The sequence below is a fragment of the Pseudomonas sp. M20 genome (genome assembly GCF_045037865.1).
GTDB lineage: Bacteria > Pseudomonadota > Gammaproteobacteria > Pseudomonadales > Pseudomonadaceae > Aquipseudomonas.
Map to the genome: position 1 here is coordinate 5,761,321 of NZ_CP173611.1, position 20,578 is coordinate 5,781,898.

The window sequence follows — 20,578 nt, forward strand, 5'->3', positions numbered from 1 at the left end:
CCTACAGGGGATCGGTATTCAACCCACGCTCAGGCGTAGGACAGGGATTTCTCTTCCAGCAATTCCTGATACAGCTCTGTCCATTTGCGGCCCATTTCATCGGCTGTGAATAACTGCCGGTAACGCGCTTCGGCTTTCACCCCCATGGCAGCGGCGCGCACCGGGTCTTCCCAGAGCGTGCGCATCGCCTCGCGAAACGCCTGTGGATGACTGGGCGGGACCACCAGCCCGGTTTCGTTGTGAATATTGATGTAGCTGGTGCCAGTGCCGATCTCGCTGGAAATCATCGGTTTGCCGTACATCGCACCTTCCAGCAGCGAGATGCCGAAAGCTTCCGAGCGCAGGTGTGACGGGAAAACAATCGCGTAGCTCAGTTGCAGCAGCGCGACTTTGTCCTCGTCACCCAAGCGTCCGAGGAAATGAATATTGCGCAGGCCCAGCGCTTGCGCTTGAGCGTGCAGTTCCAGTTCCAATGGCCCGGCACCGACAATGACGACGGGATAATCCACGTCTTTCAGCGCCTCGAGCAGAATGTGCAGGCCCTTGTAGTAACGCATCACCCCGACAAACAGAAAAAACTTATCCCCAACCTGCTGGCGCCAGCGATTCATCCGCTCTGCATCCGCCTGTGGATAACCAGCCTTGTTCAAACCGTAGGGAATTACTCGGGTCTTGTTCTGGAACTGTTGCAGCACATCGCTGGTGTGCAGGTAGTTCGGCGAAGCGGCAACAATGCGGTCGGCGCTGGCGAGGAAGCGGTTCATCAACGGGCGATAGAGTTTGAGCAGGTGCTTCTGGCGAATGATGTCCGAGTGGTAAGTCACCACACTCGGTTTATTCATCGCACTGGCGAAATGCACCAGGTCCATGAACGGCCACGGGAAGTGGTAGTTGACCACGTCGGCCTCGGCCGCCAGTTCGCGAAACTGTTTGAACACGCTCCAGGAAAAGCCCGTGGAGGCGAACTGGATGTCGAGTTTGGCGCGGTGCACTTCGTGCTGGCCCAATTTCACCACGGGCGGTGTCGGGTCAGCACTGAGGGTCAGCACCTGGCCGTCGATACCGTGCTGGGCGCCGCTCTCGCACAGTTGGAAGATCACTTGCTCAATGCCGCCGACCGAGTCAGGCAGGTACGTCTTGAAAAAATGAAGAACTCGCATTCAACCTCCCATGGCCTGGCGGTAGGCACTGGCGGTGGCCTGTGCACAACGCTCCCAGGAAAAAAGCCGTGACTGCTGTAACCCGGCTTCTTGGCATGCCTGCCAATGCGCTTGATCGTCGATCAGTCGGCTCAGCGCATCACGCAGGCCTTCTGCATCGTCAGCTTCAATATAGTTGCCCGCTGCACCGGCGACTTCCGGCATCGCCGAAGAACGCGTGAGCACCACCGGGGTGCCACTGGCCATGGCCTCCAGTACCGGCAGACCAAACCCTTCGTACAGCGATGGAAAAATCAGTGCGCGGGCACCGGCCAGCAATTGCGCGACCTGTTCATCGGGCAGATAGCCGAGCAGGCACACATGCCCGCTGGCCAGCGCCTGACGCAAAGGTTCACTGAACTGCTCGCGCTCCCAGCCGGCCATGCCGACGATCAGCAGCGGATAACGCTGGCGCACGGCTTCGGGTAACAGGGCATGGGCGCGCAGGGCCAGGCCAAGGTTCTTGCGCGGCTCCAGCGTGCCCACGCATAGAAAATATTCCCGCGCCGCCACCGCATGCGCCTTGAGCACCGCATCAATGGTGCTCGCCTCGCGCGGATGAAAGCGCTCGGCGATGCCCAGTGGTGCAACGACGAAACGCTCGGCAGGCAGGCTGAAATAGGCTTGAGCTTCCTCGGCGATGGCTTGCGAGTCGGTGAGAATCACTTGGGCTTGCTCCACACCCACGGCCAATCGACGTTCGATTTCCTTGAGCCGCGCCGGGGGCTGGGTCTCAGGGAAATGCAGGTGGGTCAGGTCATGCAGGGTGATCACGGTCGGGCCGTCGAAGGCCAGCGGCCACAGGCTCGGTTCGTGATAGAGGTCGATACCTTGCGCGCGCCCCTGATCGAAGCGTTTCTGCTCCAGCCAGCGGCGCGCCTGATAAGCCCCGGGAATCTGTCGCAGCAGCGGCGTCAGGCGCGAGTAACCGGGCATGGCCGCTTCCGGCAGCGCCGAGCTCCAGCCCCACCCGTGGAACAAGGTCACGTCAATCTCGGGTTCGCTGCGCAAGGCGTTGACCAGTTCGGCAACGTAATGGCCGATGCCGGTGCGCGGTGCCTGGAGAATGCGTGCGTTAAGCGCTATGCGCATGCTGCCTCGCTGGCGCCGCCGGCGCTTGCAGAACATTACGCACACTGCGTTCGGCCAGTTGCTGACTGGCTTCGCGCCAGCCGATCCACTGCCAATCAGCAACATCGCGGGCGGCAGGGAACTGGCCGCTGCACTGGAAGCCGTTGATCAAGTCGGCAAGGCTTTGCGGATCCTGCAAATCGAAATACGCCATGAACTCGCCTCCGATTTCGCGAAACACCGCAATGTCACTACCCATCGCCGGCAAGCCACGCTGCATGGCTTCCACCAAGGGCAAGCCGAAGCCTTCGACGAACGAAGGAAACACCAGTGCACTGGCGTGGGCGTAGGCGTGTTCAAGGCTGGTGTCACTGAGGTCGTTAAACATGAACAGACGCTGATTCAGCTCTGGATGATTGCGCACCCGGGCGAGGAGGGCATCGCATTTCCAGCCGACCCGCCCGGCGATGCACAGCCGTGCGGTCGAGCCTGTGATCCAGGCGCGTTCGAAGGCATCGAGCAGATACGCATGGTTCTTGCGTGGTTCGATGGTGCTGACCATCAGGTAAACCGGGTCTGTTGTCGTGAACAATTGCTTCAGGCGCGGATCGACCGTCGCATGGTCGGTATGCAGATCCAGTTCGGAACCCAAGTGAAAGAAATCGAACCAGCGCTGGTCGGTTTGTTCGGCACCGATTCTGCGCTGCAATTCTTCACGCACCTGATCGCGCACCGTGGCGGAGATAGCCATGTAGCCGTCGGCCGTGCGGGTGATCCAGTCGAACCACTCGCTGAAAACCTCGACCAGACGCGTGTCGTAAAACTGCGGATGAGTCAGAGGGATCAAGTCGTAGATCACCGCGATCATGCCGACGCCGTCGCGTTTGAGTCGCTCGACGTGGGCGAACAAATCCGAGTGCCAGGATGAATCCAGCAACACCAGTTGATCGCCCGGCCGATGTTGCAGGGGGGAGCAACGTTTGAGCAGTTGCGTGCGGTTGATCTGTCGGATCAGGCGGATCGGCAGGCCGAACGCGCCGAAGATTGTCAGCCGGTAGCCGACATACAAAATCCGTCGCGCCAGTTTCGAGGTGAGTTGCGCATCACGACGCTGATGCCACTGCCAGAAGCGATGAGCGAGGCGCTCCAGGCGTCCTCCGAAGGTTTCCAGCCTGTTGAAAAAAGGCGTATCGAGCGATGCCAGTTGCAGCACGCGGTAGAGTTCGCCATTGAGTACCACCACCGGCATGCACTCCACACCTGCGGCGCTGGCGGGCAGTTGCTTGATGACGTTGCGCACCACACGCTGAATCCCCGAGTTGATGGTCGGGTGTTTGAACACATGGGTGCATTCGACGAGCAAGCGGGTCATGGCAAGCGCTCGACAGGCCGGACTTCGGTGTCGCGCGAGATGGTGGTCTTGGCACCCAGCCATGAGCAGCCGACAAAATCTTCCTGCCGATTGTTGATCACGTGGAACACCAGCCCGTAGTCGCGCCATTCGAAATTGCGATCGAGGTGAGAGTCCAGGCGCGACAGGCTCAGCGATACGGAATAATTGCCTTTGCCCAATCCCATGACGAAAGCGAAGCGATAGGTGAAACGCTCGCCGGCGTGCAGGTCGGTCAGCGCCTTGTCGAGGCGGTGGGTGTTGATGCCGTACATCATCTGGCCCAGACGATCCTTGAGGATAAAACCCAGTACCAGCCGTTCGATGTCCTTGCGCACTTCAACTTTCACTTCGAGCACCACCGCTTGACCGACTTCGGCAGCGTCGATGCTGCGATCGTTTTCATCGAGCAGGCGCACGCCGAGAATCGCTGCTTCGCCGGTACCGGAGACGGTTTGCACTTCGCCGCCGGCGAGCATTTCCTGACGGACGATCTGGCCCTCGCGTTCGGCCATCAGCGCGTTGTAATAATCGAGCACGGGTTCGGGTTTGCCGTACATGGCCATGCGGCCATCCTTGAGCAGAATCGCCGAATCGCAGATCGATTGAATGGCCGAACGGTCGTGGGACACGATCAGCAGCGTGGTGCCGGATTTGCGGAAACTGCGGATGCGTTCGAAGCTTTTGTGCTGGAAGTAGGCGTCGCCCACCGACAGTGCCTCGTCGACGATAAGGATGTCCGGGCGTCGCGCCGTGGCGACGCTGAACGCCAGGCGCATCTGCATGCCGCTGGAGTAAGTGCGTACCGGCTGGTCGATGGCGTCGCCGATCTCGGCGAAATGCTCGATGTCGGGTATCAGTGCCTCGATTTCTTCGAGCTGCATGCCCAGCAACTGGCCGGCCATGATGGCGTTCTGGCGACCGGTGAAATCCGGGTGGAAACCCATGCCCAGCTCCAGCAGCGCGGCCACGCGGCCTTGCAGTTCGATTGTGCCGGTGGTGGGCTGGGTGGTGCCGGTGATCATCTTCAGCAAAGTGCTTTTGCCCGCGCCGTTGGCGCCGACGATGCCCACCGCTTCACCGGGGGCGATTTCGAATTCGACGTCTTGCAGCACCCAGTGCTGGCGGTGGCGGATCGGCGAAAACGGGAGCAGCCACTCGGCCAGTCGGCTCCAGCGGTTAGGGTATTGTTTGTAGGCCTTGCTCAGGCCGGTGACGCGAATATGCCCCATCAGAGTTCATCCACCATTTCGCCGACGCGCTGGCGAAACAGCCGCAGACCGATCAGACAAAACAGCACACCCGTGACGAAGATCGGCAGCAGCGAGCTCCAGACCGGCCACTGACCGTAGAGAAACAGGTTTTGATAACTGCTGAACAGATTGGTCAGCGGGTTGAGTTGCAGCAGGCGCTGTACCCATTCCGGCAGGATCGTGATCGGGTAAACGATCGGCGTCAGCCAAAACCAGAATTGCAGGCAGATGCCGAACAGCTGACCGACATCACGGAAGAACACGTTCAATACGCCGAGGACCATGCCCAGTCCGGCGCAGAACATCATTTGCAGGGCGATCAATGGAATCAGCGCCAACAAGGCCATGCCCGGCCAGCGTCCGGTGATCAGCAGAAAGCCGAGAAACAGGCTGATGATGATCGCGAAGTTGATCCCGGCGTTGCACAGCACTATCACCGGCAGGCAGATGCGCGGGAAGCTGATTTTCTTCAGCAGGTTGGCGTTTTCCAGAAACATGTTCTGGCTGCGCAGGGTAATTTCGGAAAACAGTCCCCACGCCAGCAGCCCGGCGCAGAGGTAGACGCTGTAGGCCATGCTGTCATCCACGCCGGGTAAACGGGCGCGCATGATGTGGGAAAAGATCACGGTGTAAACGACGATCATCGACAGTGGATTGAAGATCGGCCACAGCGCGCCGAACAACGAATTGCGGTACCGGGCTTGAAACTCTCGCTGCACGCTGCCGAGGATGAAGCCCCGGTAGCCATGCAACGAGCGGAACAGGGAAAGCAGCATTTAAACCGTCCTGCCGTATTGGTCTTCGAAGCGAACGATGTCGTCCTCTCCCAGGTATTCGCCGCTTTGCACTTCGATGATCACCAGGTCGATCACCCCGGGGTTTTCCAGGCGATGCTTGTGGCCGGCGGCGATGAAGGTCGATTCGTTCTTGGCTACCAGCGTTGTACCGCTGCCATTGTTGGTGACCTTGGCCATGCCTTCGACCACCACCCAGTGTTCGTTGCGGTGATGGTGCATTTGCAGCGACAACTTGCCGCCAGGCTTGACCACGATGCGCTTGATCTTGAAGCGCGGACCTTCTTCGAGAACCGTGTAAGTACCCCACGGGCGGCTGACGGTACGATGCAACCGATAGGCTTCGTGGGATTTGTCCTTGAGTTGCTTGGCCACGCGGCGTACGTCTTGCGCACGGTCGGCATGGGCCACCAACACCGCGTCGGCGGTGTCGACGATGATCAAGTTATCCACACCCACCGTCGCCACCAGACGACCTTCGCTCTGGACGAAGTTGTTGTGGCTGTCGATGAAAATCGCTTCGCCGCTGGCGCGGTTGTTGTCTGCGTCGGCCGGCACCAATGCCGCGACGGCGCCCCACGAACCGATGTCACTCCAGTCGAAGCCTGCGGGCACGACAACGACTTTTTCCGAGCGCTCCATCAGTGCGTAATCGATGGAAATGTCGGTGATTTCCGCGAACAGCGCCGGCGACAGTTCTTGCTGCAGGCAACCGACGGTTTCAATCGGCGCGCTGGCGGCCATGCAGGCGCGAGTCTGCTCGAGCAGTTCGGGCGCGTGCAATTGCAGCTCGGCAATCACGGTGGCGGTGGTGAAGCAGAACATGCCTGAGTTCCACAGGAAGTTGCCGCTCTCCAGATAATGCGTGGCGGTTTGCAGGTCGGGTTTCTCGACGAAACGCTGCACTTTCGCCGCACCTTTGGCATCCAGTGGGGCACCGGTCTCAATGTAGCCGAAGCCGGTTTCCGCCGCCGTCGGGATCACGCCGAAGGTCACCAGATAGCCGTCTTTGGCCAGATTGACCGCGTGCTCGACCGCCGTTTTCAGCGCGTCCTGATTGACGATCAAATGGTCGGCGGGCATCACCACCATGATCGCGTTATCACCATGCAGTGCTTGCAGCGACAACGCGGCAGCAGCAATGGCCGGCGCCGTGTTGCGCCCGGTCGGCTCCAGCAGGAAGTGCCCGCGATGGCGCGACACGTGGGCGGCGCAATAGTGATCCTTGCTCTGGAAGTAGTACTCGCGGTTGGTCACCGTGACGATGTCACCCCAGCCGTCCAGCAATGCGGCGGCACGCTGGTAGGTCTTGCCCAGCAGCGACTGGCCGTCGGGCAGGGTCATGAACGGCTTGGGATGGCCCTCGCGGGACACCGGCCACAAACGGGTGCCGGCACCGCCGGACAGAATCACGGGGATCAGCATGGCCTACTCCTTGGCGACGCGTTTCATGTCCGCATCCATCATCATGCGGATCAAGGTATCCAGGTCGGTTTTCGGCTTCCAGCCCAGCACGCGCTGAGCCTTGGCCGGATTGCCGAGCAGCACTTCGACTTCGGCCGGGCGGAAGAACGCGGGGTCGATCTTCACGTAATCGCGGTAGTTGAGGCCGACGTGATCGAAGGCGATGCGGCACATTTCCCGTACGGTGGTGGTGATGCCGGTGGCGACCACAAAATCGTCAGGCTTGTCTTGTTGCAACATCAGCCACATGGCTTCGACGTAATCACCGGCAAACCCCCAATCACGTTTGGCGTCGATGTTGCCCAAGGCCAGCTCCTGCTGTTTGCCTTGTTTGATGCGTGCGGCGGCGTCGGTGACCTTGCGGGTGACGAACTCGATGCCGCGCAGTGGCGATTCATGGTTGAAGAGAATGCCGCTGCTGGCGTGCAGGTTGAAGCTTTCGCGGTAGTTGACGGTGATCCAGTGGCCGTACAGCTTGGCCACACCGTAAGGGCTGCGGGGGTAGAAGGGTGTGTTTTCGTCCTGCTGCTCAGCCTGGATCAGACCGAACATTTCACTGGTCGAAGCCTGATAGAAGCGGGTGTGCGGGCTGAATTGACGGATCGCCTCGAGCAGATGGGTAACGCCCAGGCCGTCGACGATGCCGGTGGTCACCGGTTGATCCCACGAGGCGGCGACAAAGCTTTGCGCGGCGAGGTTATATACCTCGTCCGGCGCCGACTTGATGACCGCACGCTGCACCGAGCAGGCATCGGCCATGTCGCCATCGAGATAAACGATGTCGGCTTCGACACCCATCTCGCGCAGGCGCCAGCGCGAATCGCTGCTGCGTCGTGCTACCAGGCCATGAACCTTGTAGCCCTTGTCGAGCAACAGTTTGGCCAGATATGCGCCGTCCTGGCCAGTAATCCCTGTGATCAGTGCACTTTTAGTCATTCTTGTTTTACTCGCTTCTCCCAGTCGGACAGGATCGCCCGCAGGGATTGTTGTGTTGTGATTTCAGGCGTCCATCCGGTGATCCGGCTCAGCTTGGTATGACTGCCGCAAACGCGGCGCTGGTCGGCGCGGCGCATGCGTGCCGGATCTTGAACCAGTTGCACTGGCGCTTCGGCCAGATCGGCCAGTTGTTCAATCAGACTGCGGATGCTCTGCTCGCGCCCTGAGCAGATGTTGTAAACCTGTCCCGGTACACCTTTCTCCAGCAGCGCGAAATAGGCCGAAATCACATCGCCGACATCGAGGAAATCCCGCGTTACGTCGATATCGCCGACTTCCAGTTGCGGGGCTTGCAGGCCCTGTTTGATGCGATTGATCTGACGGGCGGCACTGGCGATGACGAAACCTTCTTTCTGTCCTGCGCCGATGTGGTTGAACGGCCGCGCGACGAGCACCGGCCAGTCCTCACTCAAACCCCATTGCAGGCTGAGAAACTCGGCCGAGAGTTTGCTCACCGCATACGGATTGCGCGGGCAGGGCGCTTGTTGTTCGGTGATCGGCAGATCGCTTTCGCTGACCTGACCGTAAACGTCGCCGGAGCTGACGTACAGGAAGGTGCCCTGAAAACCACGGGCCTTGAGAGCCTGCAACAGATTGAGGGTGCCGAGCAGATTGATGTCGAAGGTCCGTACCGGGTCGCGGAAGGCTTCGGGGACGAAAGTCTGGCCGGCCAGATGAATGACCGCGTCAGGCATTTGCGGCCACAGGTCGACAAGGCTGTCTGGAGCCGTCAGGTCGTAACGTGAAGCTGCAGGCAGCAGTTCCCACGCAGAGTCAGGCGAGGCCAAACGTGACTGAATATGTTGTCCAACGAATCCACTGAGACCCGTGACGAACAGACGCTTTTTCAAACAGCGACCCCTTGGTCTTGGTTTTCGCAGCACTTCCTACAGGCTTTAGAGAAGGGTCTGTCAGACCGGTTGGAAAAAACCGCTAAGACGACAGGCGAAAACGTTGTTGTAGTTATTTGCTGTCAATCTGTGCCAATTGCCGAGCAATTTCAACTGGCCATACCGTGACTGGTCAGTTCTCGTCAGCGTAGCGGATTTATTCTCGCCGGGCGGTTCACGAATACCTGACGGATGTGTTTAGAATGCCCTTCGTCGCCAAATCCCGAGCTTTGATTCGAGAACCGCGACGCAGGGTGAAACCGACCACTAAAACAAGAACGAAGACGTACCCGATGACGAAGGACGAGGGCCTGCCATGCCGACTCGATCCAGCGCACGGCCGTCATAGCATGAAGGTACCGGGATGGCGCCTTCATCGTGGGATGCCATGAATTTCATTCTTTACTCGGACGTCAATGACAGTTCCATCGGCCAGAGTCTCGGCCGTCCGGAATACAGTTATTACTTCGTGCTCAAGGCCTATCGCCCGGTGCTGGAAAGCCTTGGGCGCGTGCACGTGGTCGCGTCCACCGCCGACGTCGATCCGCTGTATCGACAACTGCTCGCCGCTGGCGAAGACAGCCTGTTCCTGTCGTTCACTCCGCCGCAGAAAACCCCGGTCGACCTCGAATGCCCGACGGTGTGTGTGGTGGCCTGGGAGTTCGACTCGATTCCTGACGAACAGTGGGACAACGACCCGCGTCAGGACTGGACGCAGATGCTCGCTCGCCATGGGCGGGTTATCACGCTGTCGAGCCACACCGCTCGAGCCATTCGTCGTGCCATGGGCGAAGACTTCCCTGTGCTGGTATTGCCCACGCCGCTGTGGGAAAACTTCGCGGCGATCCGTCAGCAGACACTGGGTGCGCCAGTCAATCCAGGCACCACGCTGGCGATCAAGGGCTGCATTTTCGATACTCGCACCCTCGGCCTCTGCGCCGATGCACTGATCCCGACACCGATCACGCCGGAAGAAGAAGCCGCGCTGGCGGCCGAAATCGAAGCCGCGCGTCCGCCACCGCTGACCCTCCAACGCCGCTTCGTCATTGCCCGGCATTACCTGCGTCTATGGGTGCTGGATCTGGGACACGAGCAGGCAGAACCGGTGCCACGGGTGAAGTTTCTCTACAACTGGTATTGGGAAGGCATTCGCGATCTGGTGCCAGATACGCTGCACGGCTGGCTCGAACAACGCTTGCCGGCGGTGTGTGGGCCGCTGCCGGTCCCCGTCGTCGAACCGGTGACGCTGAACTTGCCGGACACCACTTCGGTGGTCGAAACCACGGTCGACGGTGTGGTTTATGTCACCGTGTTCAACCCCAGGGATGGCCGCAAGAACTGGCATCAACTGATCACCGCATTCTGTTGGGCGTTTCGCGAAACGTCCGACGCGACGCTTGTGTTGAAGATTACCCAGAACGATCTGGCTTCCTATTACAGCGAGTTGATGACATTGCTTGCGCAACTCACGCCGTTCGCCTGCCGGGTGGTGGTGATGCACGGTTATCTCGACGACACGCAGTACGCCAGGCTGTATCAGGCCGCAAGTTTCTACGTGAACGCCTCGCGCTGTGAAGGCCTGTGCCTGCCGCTCATGGAGTTCATGTCCAGCGGCACACCGGTGATCGCCCCCGATCACACGGCGATGGAAGACTACATCGATGACGCGGTGGCATTCGTGATCAAGTCCAGCGAAGAGCTGACGATCTGGCCGCAGGACACGCGCATCATCTACCGTACTTTGCGCTATCGCCCGGACTGGGGCTCGCTGAAACACGCCTACGAAAACAGCTATCGGATGGCCAAGACCCAGCCACTGGATTATCAGCAGATGTCGGCGGCCGCCATCGAACGCATGCACGATTACTGCGCGTTCGCCCCGGTGCAAAAACGCATGGCGGACTTTTTCGCGCTGGCCTCCGATGCTGCCGATGTCGCGCCCGTGACGGATAACGCCTCATGCTGATCATCATTCATTCGGAAACCAACCAGCACACCATCGCGCAGAACCTCGGGCGTTCGGAGTACAGCTATTACTTCGTGCTCAAGGAGTACCGTCCGGTGCTCGAACGGCTCGGGCGGGTGGTGGAAGTGCTCGATCCGCAAGCCGAGGTCGATGCGCTGTACCTGGAATGCCTGAGCCGTGGCGAGCCGTGTGTATTTCTGTCGTTCTCGCCGCCGCATCGCACCCCGGTGCACCTGGCGTGTCCGACGTTGCCGGTGTTTGCGTGGGAATTCAGCACCATCCCCAACGAGCCGTTTGCCGGTGAACCGCGCAACGACTGGCGCACGGTGCTGGCAGCCTGTGGCGCAGCGATCACCCATTCCAATTACACGGTCAACGCCGTGCGCGAAGCGATGACGGATGACTACCCGATCGTTGCGGTGCCGGCACCGGTGTGGGATCGCTTTGCGGCCCGTGGCGCGCAGTTGCAGGGGCAAACCTCGACGGGGCCGCTGCGCCTGACTATCAAAGGGCTGGTGGCGGACAGTCGCAAGCTCGACTTGAATGCCTTTGGCCCAGCGCATCTGCGCAGTGGTGAGGGCATCGATTTCACTGCGCCGGTCACCGAACAAGAGTTGTTGCTCGACGGCGTGGTGTACACCTCGGTGTTCAATCCCGGCGACGGGCGCAAGAATTGGGAAGACATGCTCAGCGCCTTCTGTGTCAGTTTCCGCGACGTCGAAGACGCCACGCTGGTCCTCAAACTGACCCATCACGATGCCGAAGAAGCGCTCAGCGACATCCTCCATCACCTGTATAAAAACCAGTCCTACCGTTGCCGCATCGTGTTGATCTACGGCTATCTCGCCGACCCGGATTACGAGCGTCTGGTGCAGGCCACCCGTTATGTAGTCAACACCTCGTATGGCGAAGGCCAGTGCTTGCCGCTGATGGAATTCATGTCCTGCGGCAAACCGGCGGTGGCACCGCGCACCACGGCGATGATCGATTACCTGAGCGCCGACAACGCCTTTCTGATCGAGTCCACGGATGAACTCACCGCCTGGCCGCACGACCCGCGTCGAGCCTTTCGCACCTTGCGTTACGTAACCAACTGGGCGTCGTTGTGTGAAGCCTACAAGGCCAGTTACGACGTGGCGAAAAACCACCCGGCGCGTTACGCACAGATGTCGGCGCAAGCCGTCAGCAGTCTGCAAGGTTTCTGCAGTCAGGCCGTGGCCGAACAACGCTTACAGGTGTTCCTCGCGCAATTGTTCGAACAACGCGCAGTGGCCATGGAAGCCCCTGAAGCATGACCAGCAAACGGATCATGGACATTGAAGTCCTGCGCGCGATTGCCGTGTTGGGCGTGTTGTTCCACCACATGCAGGGCAGCCTGTTCACCGACCCGGTGCCGTTGCTGGAGAAGATTCATGGCTGGGCGCAGCCGTGGTGGGGCGTCGATCTGTTCTTTGCGATCTCCGGTTTTGTCATCGCCCGTAGCCTGATCCCGACGCTGCAAGGCTGTACGACGCGGCAGGAATACTGGCAGGAGACCCGAAATTTCTGGCTGCGCCGGGCGTTTCGCTTGTTGCCGTCGGCCTGGTTGTGGCTGGCGCTGATGCTGCTGGCCTGCGTGTTTCTCAATCGCTCCGGGGCGTTCGGCACGCTGAGCGCCAACTTGCAAGCGACGCTGGCCGGGGTGCTGCAGTACGCGAACTTTCGTTTTGCCGACAGCTTCTTTCATTACGAATACGGCAGCAGTTTCGTATATTGGAGCCTGGCGCTGGAGGAGCAGTTTTATCTGCTGTTCCCGCTGTTGATTCTGCTGTTTCGCCGGCGTCTGGTCTGGGCATTGCTGGCGCTGGTGGCGGTGCAGATTCTGACCGTGCGCACACCGTTGCTGATGGTCGTGCGTACAGACGCGCTGGCCCTCGGCGTGCTGTTGGCGATGTGGAGCGCGCAGCCGGGTTATCAACGCTGGCAGCCGACCTTCCTGCGTCGACCGTGGGCCGGAATTTCGGCGTTGATCGCCATCGGATCACTGTTGAGCTTCATGGCCACTGACCGTTTCACCTTTGCTCCTTACCGCATCGGCTCGATTGCCGTACTCGGCGCCTTGCTTGTGTGGATCGCTTCGTACAACCGCGACTACCTGATGCCTGCCGGTGCTGTGCAGCGTGTGCTGGCGTGGGTCGGCAGTCGCTCCTACGGTATGTACCTGATCCACATTCCGGCCTATCAACTGGTACGTGAACTGATCTTCCGTTTGCAGAGCGCCGGTTTGCCCAGCCCCGCCGGGCATCCGATCGTCACACTGCTGCTGGCGTTCGGCCTGATCGTGCTGCTCAGCGAACTGAATTATCGCCTTATCGAAATGCCGATGCGCAACCGTGGCGCTGCGCTGGTCAAACGCCTCGGCACGTCTCGAACCGCCATCCCATCCTCTGGAGCTACCTCATGCTGAGCCTTTTGAAGAAACTCACGGCGGGCACGCCTGCTCCGGTCGCCGCGCAGCCTGTCGTGGCGGTCGCCGAGAAGACCGATCCGTACATGCTCGGCCTGCACGATGCGATGCTCAGTGGCTGGTTCAACCAGGAAACCGGCGAGCTGTTCAAAGGCTTTCCGGTGACCGCCGCCGACACCTTGCTCGACGTCGGCTGCGGTGATGGCGGCAATGTGCACTTCTGTGGCATGCGTGGGGCGAAGATCATCATTGCCGATATCGACGGAGCGAAGGTCGAAGCGACCCGTCAGCGTCTCAGCGATACGCCAGCGCGGGACATCGAATGCCACGTCACCGACTGCAATCCACTGCCGATTGCCGACGGCACGGCCACGCGTGTGGTCTCGACGGAAGTCATCGAGCACGTCGACGACCCGGCGCAGTTCCTTGCCGAACTGGTACGCGTCGGCAAGCCGGGGGCCCTGTACCTGCTGAGCGTGCCGCACCCAAGCTCCGAAGACCTGCAAAAAGACATCGCCGCGGCCGAGTATTTCCAGAAGCCCAACCACATTCGCATCATCAGCGAAGAACAGTTCAAGGCGATGGTCAGTGAAGCCGGGCTGGAGATCATCAGCCACAGCCAGTACGGTTTTTACTGGTCGATGTGGATGTTGCTGTTCTGGGAAGCCAAGGTCGACTTCAGCAACCCGGATCATCCGTTGCTCAATCACTGGGCCGACACCTGGCAAGCGGTGCTGGACTCGCCGCGTGGCGCGCAGATCAAACAGGCGCTGGATGCGGTGGTTGCGAAAAGCCAGGTGATCATCGCCCGTAAACCCGCCGCCCCCCTGTAGGAGCTGCGGCACGCTGCGATCTTTTGATCTTGATCCTGAAAAAAGATCAAAAGATCGCAGCCTCGTTTCACTCGACAGCTCCTACAGGGTTTTTGTGTAACCTTGCAGCCTTGTGGTGTCAGGGGGTTGGAAGGTATGCGATTTATTGTGGTTCTGTTCTTGGGCATCTTGCTTGTGGCTTGCAAGCAGCAGGACGCTCCGCCCCTCGACCAACAACTCTACATCTGGCAACGTCAATGGACGCCGGCCCACGAGGCGGCGCTGCGTGACAGTCGCCAGGATTTCTCAACGCTACGCGTCCTCGCACTGCAAGCCTTTCCAAATGCCGGATGGAGCAGCGCGCGAATCGATGCGCCGTTATTGAAAGCCGATGGTCGTCCGTTGATTGCGGTGATTCGTCTCGACGGACAACTCAAGTCGCTGGATCAGGATCAGGTCACCGCGCAGATTCTGCAGGTGCTAGCCGACTGGCAGGCGCAAGGCCTGAGGCTGAGCGGCGTCGAGATCGATCACGACGCCGGTAACGCACGCTTGCCGGCCTACGCTGAATTCCTCAAACATCTGCGCGTGGCATTGCCGACGGACATCCCGCTAAGCATCACCGCGCTGCCAGCCTGGCTCGATAGTTCGCAATTGCCCGTACTCCTGCAAACCGTCGACAGCAGCGTGTTGCAAGTCCACGCCGTCAGTGACCCGCGTCGAGGGCTCTTCGATTCCGATCAGGCGTTGAAGTGGGCCAAGGCCTGGGCGCGAATCACCGATAAACCTTTTTATCTCGCGCTGCCGGCTTACGGCGTGGCGCTGTTACCGGATGACGGCGGGGCGCCAGTGGTGGAAAGCGAAGTGCAACTTGAGCGGAGCGGTGAGCGCCAGGAATTGCTCGCCGATCCGCTGCAATTGAGCCAACTCGGCAAGGCCTTGCGCGAAGACCCGCCGGCGCATCTGGCCGGGTTGATCTGGTTTCGCTTGCCGCTGGCCAATGATCGCCGTGCCTGGAGCCTGACCACCCTGCGCGCAGTCTCCCGTGGTGAGCAACTCGCCAGTCAGCTCGGCGTGGTGTTGAGCGAATACAACGGTCTCTACGACATCAGACTCGACAACCCGGGCAACCTCGACAGTGGCTGGCCCGCACGGATCACGCTGAAAGCGCAAAGCTGTGAAGGCGCTGATGCGCTCGCCGGTTACTCGTTGCAACAAAGCCCGGATCTGCTTACCTTCACCCGCCTGCGCGACGGCCGCATGCCGGCGGGCGGACAACGCGCCATCGGTTGGGCGCGCTGCGCACATATTGATCAAGGAGGTTCGCATGTTGACCCGTAACTGGCCCCGCCATCTGCTCTGCCTGAGCCTCTGCTTTCCGCTGGGTTCGGCGCTGGCCTGCGGGCCGGATTTCCCCATGCGCCTGCTCGACAATCGCGGGCAGACCCTCGCAGATCTGCCTGAGGGCAACTTCAACTTCGAGCTCAGCCGCCTCGGCAAAACCATCGCCGGGCTGAAGAACGTCACCGCGGCGACACACAATCCCAATGATATGTACGGCGAGGAAAACGCGGCGGCCGAGTCTCGGGAAATCGCCGAACAAGCCGGCCTGAGCGCCGAGCAACAAGCGTTGGTCAAACAGCTGCGCGGCCTGACCGATGCGCGTCAGGTCGAGGCGCAGGGTGCCAGTCTGCCAGCGGAAATCCGTTTGTACGTCGCCGGCGCGGTGGCGTTTGCCACGGGCGATCATCAACTCGCCATCGCTTATTTCGACAAGCTGCTGGCGCTGCCGGCGGATCAGCGCGCGTTGCGCAGTACCTGGGCGGCGTATTCTCTCGGGCGTACCTGGTTCGCGATGAGCAGCGAAGCCGCGGATGCGGTCGTGTCGCTAGAGCGATCGCGTGATGCCTTCCGCCAGGCCCGGCAACTGAGCATCGACGGTTTCAGCGATCCGTTGGAGTTGGGTGTTGCCAGTCTCGGTGAAGAGGCGCGGGTGTTGCGCACGGCGGGCGACTGGAACGGCGCCATCGAATTGTATGAAGCACAGAACCTGCACGGCTCGGCCGTGGGTTACACCTCGCTCAAGCAATTGATGAATGAACTGGCGGAGCTGCCTGAGGCCGAACTGGCCGAGCTGCTGCAGCACAAAGCCGTGCAGCAACTGGTCACGGCATCGTTGGTAAGCCGCCAGGGCTGGTCGTTTGGCGATGAGCTGCCGAACGAGAAGAAACTGGTCAAGCTGCTGCAAAACAGCACCCGTGGCAGCCTCGATAATGCTGATCGCCTGGCGGCGATGAGTTATCAACAGGGCGATTACGCCGGAGCCAAGGCTTTTCTCGAGAACTCCGGCGACGGCGGACTGGCGTGGTGGCTACGGGCGAAACTGGCGGTGCGTGACGGCGATAAAAATGCCGCGGCTGCGGCCTATTCGAAAGCCGCGCAAGCTTTCCCGCAGAGCGAAGACTGGGGTTACCGGCGCACACCGGACTGGGCGTATGAAACCGTTCAGCCGAAGTGCCGGGTCGAAGGTGAAAGCGCGATTCTCGCCTTGCAGCGCGGCGAATACCTGCAAGCCTTTGTGCAGTTGTATCGCAGCAACAGTGTCTACTGGTTCGATGCCGCGAGCGTGGCCGAGCGCGTGCTGACGGTCGATGAGCTGAAAAAATACGTCGACGATAACGTCCCGGCTCCGCCCGCGCTGACACAGCAGGAGCGTGACAACTACGTGCCGTTGCCGGTCGCTGCCAGCCTGCGCAATCTGCTCGGCCGGCGTTTGCTGCGTGAGGGGCATTACGCCGATGCGGTCGCTTATTTCGACAATCCCGACCTGCAAAACAAGGCCCGACTCTACGGCGAACAACGGCTGAAGGCCGATGCTTCGTGGTGGCCGACCAAACGTGCGAGTGCGCTGTACAACGCCGCGTGGACAGCTCGCGAGTGGGGCATGGACATTCTCGGTTACGAGATGGCGCCGGACTACGCCACGTTCGGTGGCAACTACAGTCTGGAAAGCACGGAGCTGAAAGTCGGCCCGCTGGTAAGCGAGGCCGAAGTGCAACGTCAGGCCGCCAGCGAAGCGAAACCGGATCAGCGCTATCACTACCGTTTTGTCGCCACTGCGCTAGCCGGGCGCGCCGCAGACAATCTGCCGCACACCAGCCAGGCGTTTGCTGCTGTACTGTGCAACGCCGCCGGCTGGAACAGCAGCCTGGAAGATCAGAGCGCGCTGTATCAGCGCTACATCAAGGAAGGCCCGTTCGTACCGTGGGCGGTGGACTTCGGCAATCAGTGCCCGTACCCGGATTTCGAAAACGCCGACAAGCGTTACGTCACCCAGGTAACCGATGCTGTGCGCTCGTCGCTGCGGCCGTACAAGTGGCCGGTGCAGATCGGTGCGGTTGTGCTGGTCGCGGCCGCTGCGTTGCTGTTCATCAGCCGTCGCCAGCGCAAGGCCCGCAAAGGCTAAGCCTGCTGGACGAACGTCAGGCGCACGGCGAAACCGATCAGCAGGCTGCCGAACAGCCATTGTTGTACACGTTGGGCCGTTGGACTGTGTTGCAGCCAACGACCCAGCGCGGCGCCGGTGAGGGCGTAGGCGCTGTCGAACAGCAGGCCGACGCCGACCAGCAGCATGCCCAGCACGGCGAACTGGCTCAGCACCGCTGCGCCTTCATTGACGATGAATTGCGGTAGCAGCACCGAGCAGAACAGTAACGCCTTGGGATTGAGCAGGTTGGTCAGCAAACCGCGTCTGACGGCTTCGCGCCAACGCCCGTGGGAATCGCCAGGCTCGCCAGTATTCAGGTTCGGCAGCAGATTGCTGCGTAGGCATTGAATGCCGATCCATAACAGATACGCCGCCCCCGCCAGCCGCACTACCTCGAATGTCCACGGCGCAGCCTTGAACAGCGCGGCCAGCCCCAATGCCGCCAGCGCCACGTGACAACCACGGGCAATGCCCAAGCCAATAGCGGTGGCCAGCGCCGCGCCGCGTCCCTGCCGGGCACCAGTTTGCAGCAGCAGGATCATGTCCGGGCCGGGCAACAGATAGACCACCGCCAATGCCAGGAAAAACAGCCAGAAATTCGCCATGTTGCCGCCCTTTCGTTGTCGATTCAGTGCACCAAGTCTAGGGCCGAAGGGCGGGGCAGGTGCTTGCGTAGTCCGCTTCAAAAACCTTCTTGATTGGCATAATCTGCTGGTTTTCCATTTCACGACTATCGGGGTCTGCCAAAAATGAAACTCGATGCCTTCGATCGCAAGATTCTCGCGGCCCTGCAACGTAACGGGCGCCTGAGCAATGTCGAGCTGGCGGATGAAATCGGCCTGTCGGCCTCGCCGTGCCTGCGCCGGGTGCGGATGCTGGAAGAGGCCGGGGTGATTCGCGGTTATCAGGCCAATCTCGATCGCGATGAAGTCGGGCTGGGACTGACGGTGTTTGTCGGGGTCAAGGTCGAGCGGCACAACGATGCACAGGCCGAGGCGTTTTACACCGCAGTGACGGCGTTGCCGGAAGTGATCTCGGCGTTTCTGGTGTCGGGAGAGTCGGACTTTTTGCTGCAAGTGGTGGTGCCGGATCTGCGTGCGTACGATCGCTTTCTCAGCGGTTGCCTGCTGAAGCTGCCGGGGGTGAGTGACATCCGCAGCAACTTTGCGATTCACACGGTGAAGACGCCGGGGGCGTTGCCTCTCGGACATCTTCCGCTATAGACCGAGTCGCATCCTTCGCGAGCAAGCTCGCTCCCACAGTGACCGCGCTCTTTCAGGCGTATCGCGGTCGAATGTGGGAGCGAGCCTGCTCGCGAAAGCGCTGGGGCAGCCAATAAAAATTCCGAAACCTACATCTGCGTCGCCATCCCTTCGACATTCATCGCCGCCTGGCGCAACGCCTCTGACCGCGTTGGATGCGGATGGCACGTCAACGCAATGTCCTCCGCCGAAGCACTGAACTCCATCGCCACACAAAACTCGCCAATCATTTCACTCACGCTCGGACCGACCAGGTGAACGCCGAGTACTTCATCGGTGCGCTCATCAGCGAGGACTTTGGCGAAACCTTCGGTCTCATGGTTGATCTTCGCCCGGCTGTTGGCGGTGAAGGGAAACTTGCCGACTTTATAGGCACGGCCCTCGGCCTTGAGTTGTTCTTCAGTCTTGCCGACGCTGGCCAGCTCCGGTCTGGTGTAGATCACGTTGGGGATCAAATCGTAATTGACCTCGCCGGCCTTGCCATGGATCTGCTCGACGCAGGCCATCGCTTCGTCTTCAGCCTTGTGCGCGAGCATCGGCCCGGAGGTCACATCGCCGATCACCCAGACTCCGGCGGCTTCGGTGCGGTGCTGTTTGTGGGCGAGCATGCCGCGTTTGTCGGTGCTCAGGCCGACGTTCTCCAGACCGAGGCCCTGGGTGTACGGGCGACGACCGATGGCCACCAGCACGTAATCGGCTTCCAGCAACTCGGCAGTGCCGCCAGCGGCCGGCTCGACGCTGAGTTGCACACTGTTGGCGGAAGCGGTGGCGCTGGTGACTTTCGAACTCAACTTGAACGCGATGCCCTGTTTGCTCAGTGAGCGTTGCAGGGTTTTGCCGGCCTCGCCATCGACGCCCGGGCAGATGCGGTCGAGGTATTCGACCACGGTGACCTGCGCGCCGAGGCGCCGCCACACCGAGCCCAACTCCAGGCCGATCACACCGGCACCGATCACCACCAGGTGTTTGGGCACTTCACTCAGGGAAAGCGCACCGGTCGAATCAAGGATACGTTTGTTGTCGATCTCGACGCCCGGAAGGGGAGTGGGCTCGGAACCGGTGGCGATGATGATGTCCTTGGCGGTCAGTTCGACTTTGCCGCCCTGATCGTCGGTCACCGTGACCTTGCCCGGGCCGTCGATGTGGCCCCAGCCTTTGATCCAGTCAACCTTGTTCTTGCGAAAGAGAAACTCGATGCCTTTGGTCAGGCCGGTCACGCTCTCGTCTTTCTGTTTCATCATTTGCGCGAGGTTCAGCGTCGGTTTGACTTCGATGCCGAGATTGGCGAATTCCGCACCCATCGCCGCCTCGTACAGCTCCGAGGCATGCAACAGGGCTTTGGACGGCATGCAACCGACGTTCAGGCAGGTGCCGCCCAGCGTCGCACGACCTTCCACACACGCGGCCTTGAGGCCCAACTGGCCGGCACGAATCGCCGCGTTATAGCCTCCGGGGCCGCCGCCCAGAATCACCACGTCATAGTTGCTCATGAGCTTGCTCCTGATGGATGAATGCGGATCGCTAAAAGTAGTTCTGAATAAAAATTAC

General features: G+C 60.6%; 17 protein-coding genes. 7 read left to right on the top strand and 10 right to left on the bottom strand.

Annotation, left to right across the window (positions count from 1 at the left end; translation table 11 throughout):
* Positions 1–29: 29 nt before the first annotated feature.
* From ACI514_RS25520 to ACI514_RS25555, 8 genes are read right to left on the bottom strand one after another with little or no spacing between them, the layout of a single operon-like run.
* Entirely contained in the window at positions 30–1,160 is a 1,131-nt protein-coding gene (locus tag ACI514_RS25520; protein WP_160060020.1) for a glycosyltransferase family 4 protein, read from the bottom strand.
* Entirely contained in the window at positions 1,161–2,291 is a 1,131-nt protein-coding gene (locus ACI514_RS25525) for a glycosyltransferase family 4 protein (RefSeq protein WP_405122608.1), read from the bottom strand.
* Positions 2,275–3,642 (bottom strand): glycosyltransferase family 1 protein, encoded by a 1,368-nt coding sequence (locus ACI514_RS25530; RefSeq protein ID WP_160060018.1) that lies wholly within the window; start codon positions 3,640–3,642, stop codon positions 2,275–2,277. Before ACI514_RS25530 ends, ACI514_RS25525 begins: the two co-directional genes overlap by 17 nt.
* Complete coding sequence (locus ACI514_RS25535; protein ID WP_160060017.1) at positions 3,639–4,892, bottom strand: ABC transporter ATP-binding protein; 1,254 nt, start codon at positions 4,890–4,892, stop codon at positions 3,639–3,641. The genes ACI514_RS25530 and ACI514_RS25535 overlap by 4 nt, the downstream gene beginning before the upstream one ends.
* On the bottom strand, positions 4,892–5,689 hold the full coding sequence (locus tag ACI514_RS25540) for an ABC transporter permease (protein ID WP_123454862.1): 798 nt from the start codon (positions 5,687–5,689) through the stop codon (positions 4,892–4,894). The genes ACI514_RS25535 and ACI514_RS25540 overlap by 1 nt, the downstream gene beginning before the upstream one ends.
* Positions 5,690–7,132: a mannose-1-phosphate guanylyltransferase/mannose-6-phosphate isomerase gene (locus ACI514_RS25545; RefSeq protein ID WP_160060016.1), complete on the bottom strand. Its 1,443-nt coding sequence runs from the start codon at positions 7,130–7,132 to the stop codon at positions 5,690–5,692.
* Between the two features lie 3 nt (positions 7,133–7,135).
* The gene (gmd, locus tag ACI514_RS25550; RefSeq protein WP_160060015.1) at positions 7,136–8,107 is read right to left on the bottom strand and encodes a GDP-mannose 4,6-dehydratase; all 972 of its coding nucleotides are present in this window, start codon (positions 8,105–8,107) and stop codon (positions 7,136–7,138) included.
* On the bottom strand, positions 8,104–9,018 hold the full coding sequence (locus tag ACI514_RS25555; RefSeq protein ID WP_405122609.1) for a GDP-mannose 4,6-dehydratase: 915 nt from the start codon (positions 9,016–9,018) through the stop codon (positions 8,104–8,106). Before ACI514_RS25555 ends, gmd begins: the two co-directional genes overlap by 4 nt.
* A gap of 427 nt (positions 9,019–9,445) precedes the next feature.
* Here ACI514_RS25555 and ACI514_RS25560 point away from each other — a divergent pair, with 427 nt between their 5' ends.
* From ACI514_RS25560 to ACI514_RS25585, 6 genes are all read left to right on the top strand, one after another.
* Positions 9,446–11,023 (top strand): glycosyltransferase, encoded by a 1,578-nt coding sequence (locus tag ACI514_RS25560; RefSeq protein ID WP_238785186.1) that lies wholly within the window; start codon positions 9,446–9,448, stop codon positions 11,021–11,023.
* Positions 11,017–12,318 carry a glycosyltransferase gene (locus tag ACI514_RS25565; RefSeq protein ID WP_405122610.1) on the top strand — a complete coding sequence of 434 codons (1,302 nt, stop codon included), beginning with the start codon at positions 11,017–11,019 and terminating at the stop codon, positions 12,316–12,318. The genes ACI514_RS25560 and ACI514_RS25565 overlap by 7 nt, the downstream gene beginning before the upstream one ends.
* Complete coding sequence (locus ACI514_RS25570; protein ID WP_160060011.1) at positions 12,315–13,469, top strand: acyltransferase; 1,155 nt, start codon at positions 12,315–12,317, stop codon at positions 13,467–13,469. Before ACI514_RS25565 ends, ACI514_RS25570 begins: the two co-directional genes overlap by 4 nt.
* Positions 13,463–14,302, top strand: coding sequence for a class I SAM-dependent methyltransferase (locus tag ACI514_RS25575; RefSeq protein WP_034152164.1), 840 nt, complete (start codon positions 13,463–13,465; stop codon positions 14,300–14,302). Before ACI514_RS25570 ends, ACI514_RS25575 begins: the two co-directional genes overlap by 7 nt.
* Positions 14,303–14,437: 135 nt before the next feature.
* Positions 14,438–15,622, top strand: a complete 1,185-nt coding sequence (locus tag ACI514_RS25580) for a DUF3142 domain-containing protein (protein WP_405122611.1) — start codon at positions 14,438–14,440, stop codon at positions 15,620–15,622.
* Complete coding sequence (locus ACI514_RS25585; RefSeq protein ID WP_405122612.1) at positions 15,609–17,747, top strand: hypothetical protein; 2,139 nt, start codon at positions 15,609–15,611, stop codon at positions 17,745–17,747. The genes ACI514_RS25580 and ACI514_RS25585 overlap by 14 nt, the downstream gene beginning before the upstream one ends.
* Here the strand turns inward: ACI514_RS25585 and ACI514_RS25590 are convergent.
* Positions 17,744–18,373: a LysE family translocator gene (locus ACI514_RS25590; protein ID WP_160060007.1), complete on the bottom strand. Its 630-nt coding sequence runs from the start codon at positions 18,371–18,373 to the stop codon at positions 17,744–17,746. The genes ACI514_RS25585 and ACI514_RS25590 overlap by 4 nt on opposite strands.
* Before the next feature lie 144 nt (positions 18,374–18,517).
* On the opposite strand from ACI514_RS25590, the gene ACI514_RS25595 reads away from it, so the two are divergent.
* The gene (locus ACI514_RS25595; protein ID WP_405122613.1) at positions 18,518–18,991 is read left to right on the top strand and encodes an Lrp/AsnC family transcriptional regulator; all 474 of its coding nucleotides are present in this window, start codon (positions 18,518–18,520) and stop codon (positions 18,989–18,991) included.
* Positions 18,992–19,119: 128 nt separating this feature from the next.
* Here ACI514_RS25595 and lpdA read toward each other — a convergent pair whose 3' ends face one another.
* Positions 19,120–20,520: a dihydrolipoyl dehydrogenase gene (gene lpdA, locus ACI514_RS25600; RefSeq protein WP_405122614.1), complete on the bottom strand. Its 1,401-nt coding sequence runs from the start codon at positions 20,518–20,520 to the stop codon at positions 19,120–19,122.
* Positions 20,521–20,578 lie beyond the last annotated feature (58 nt).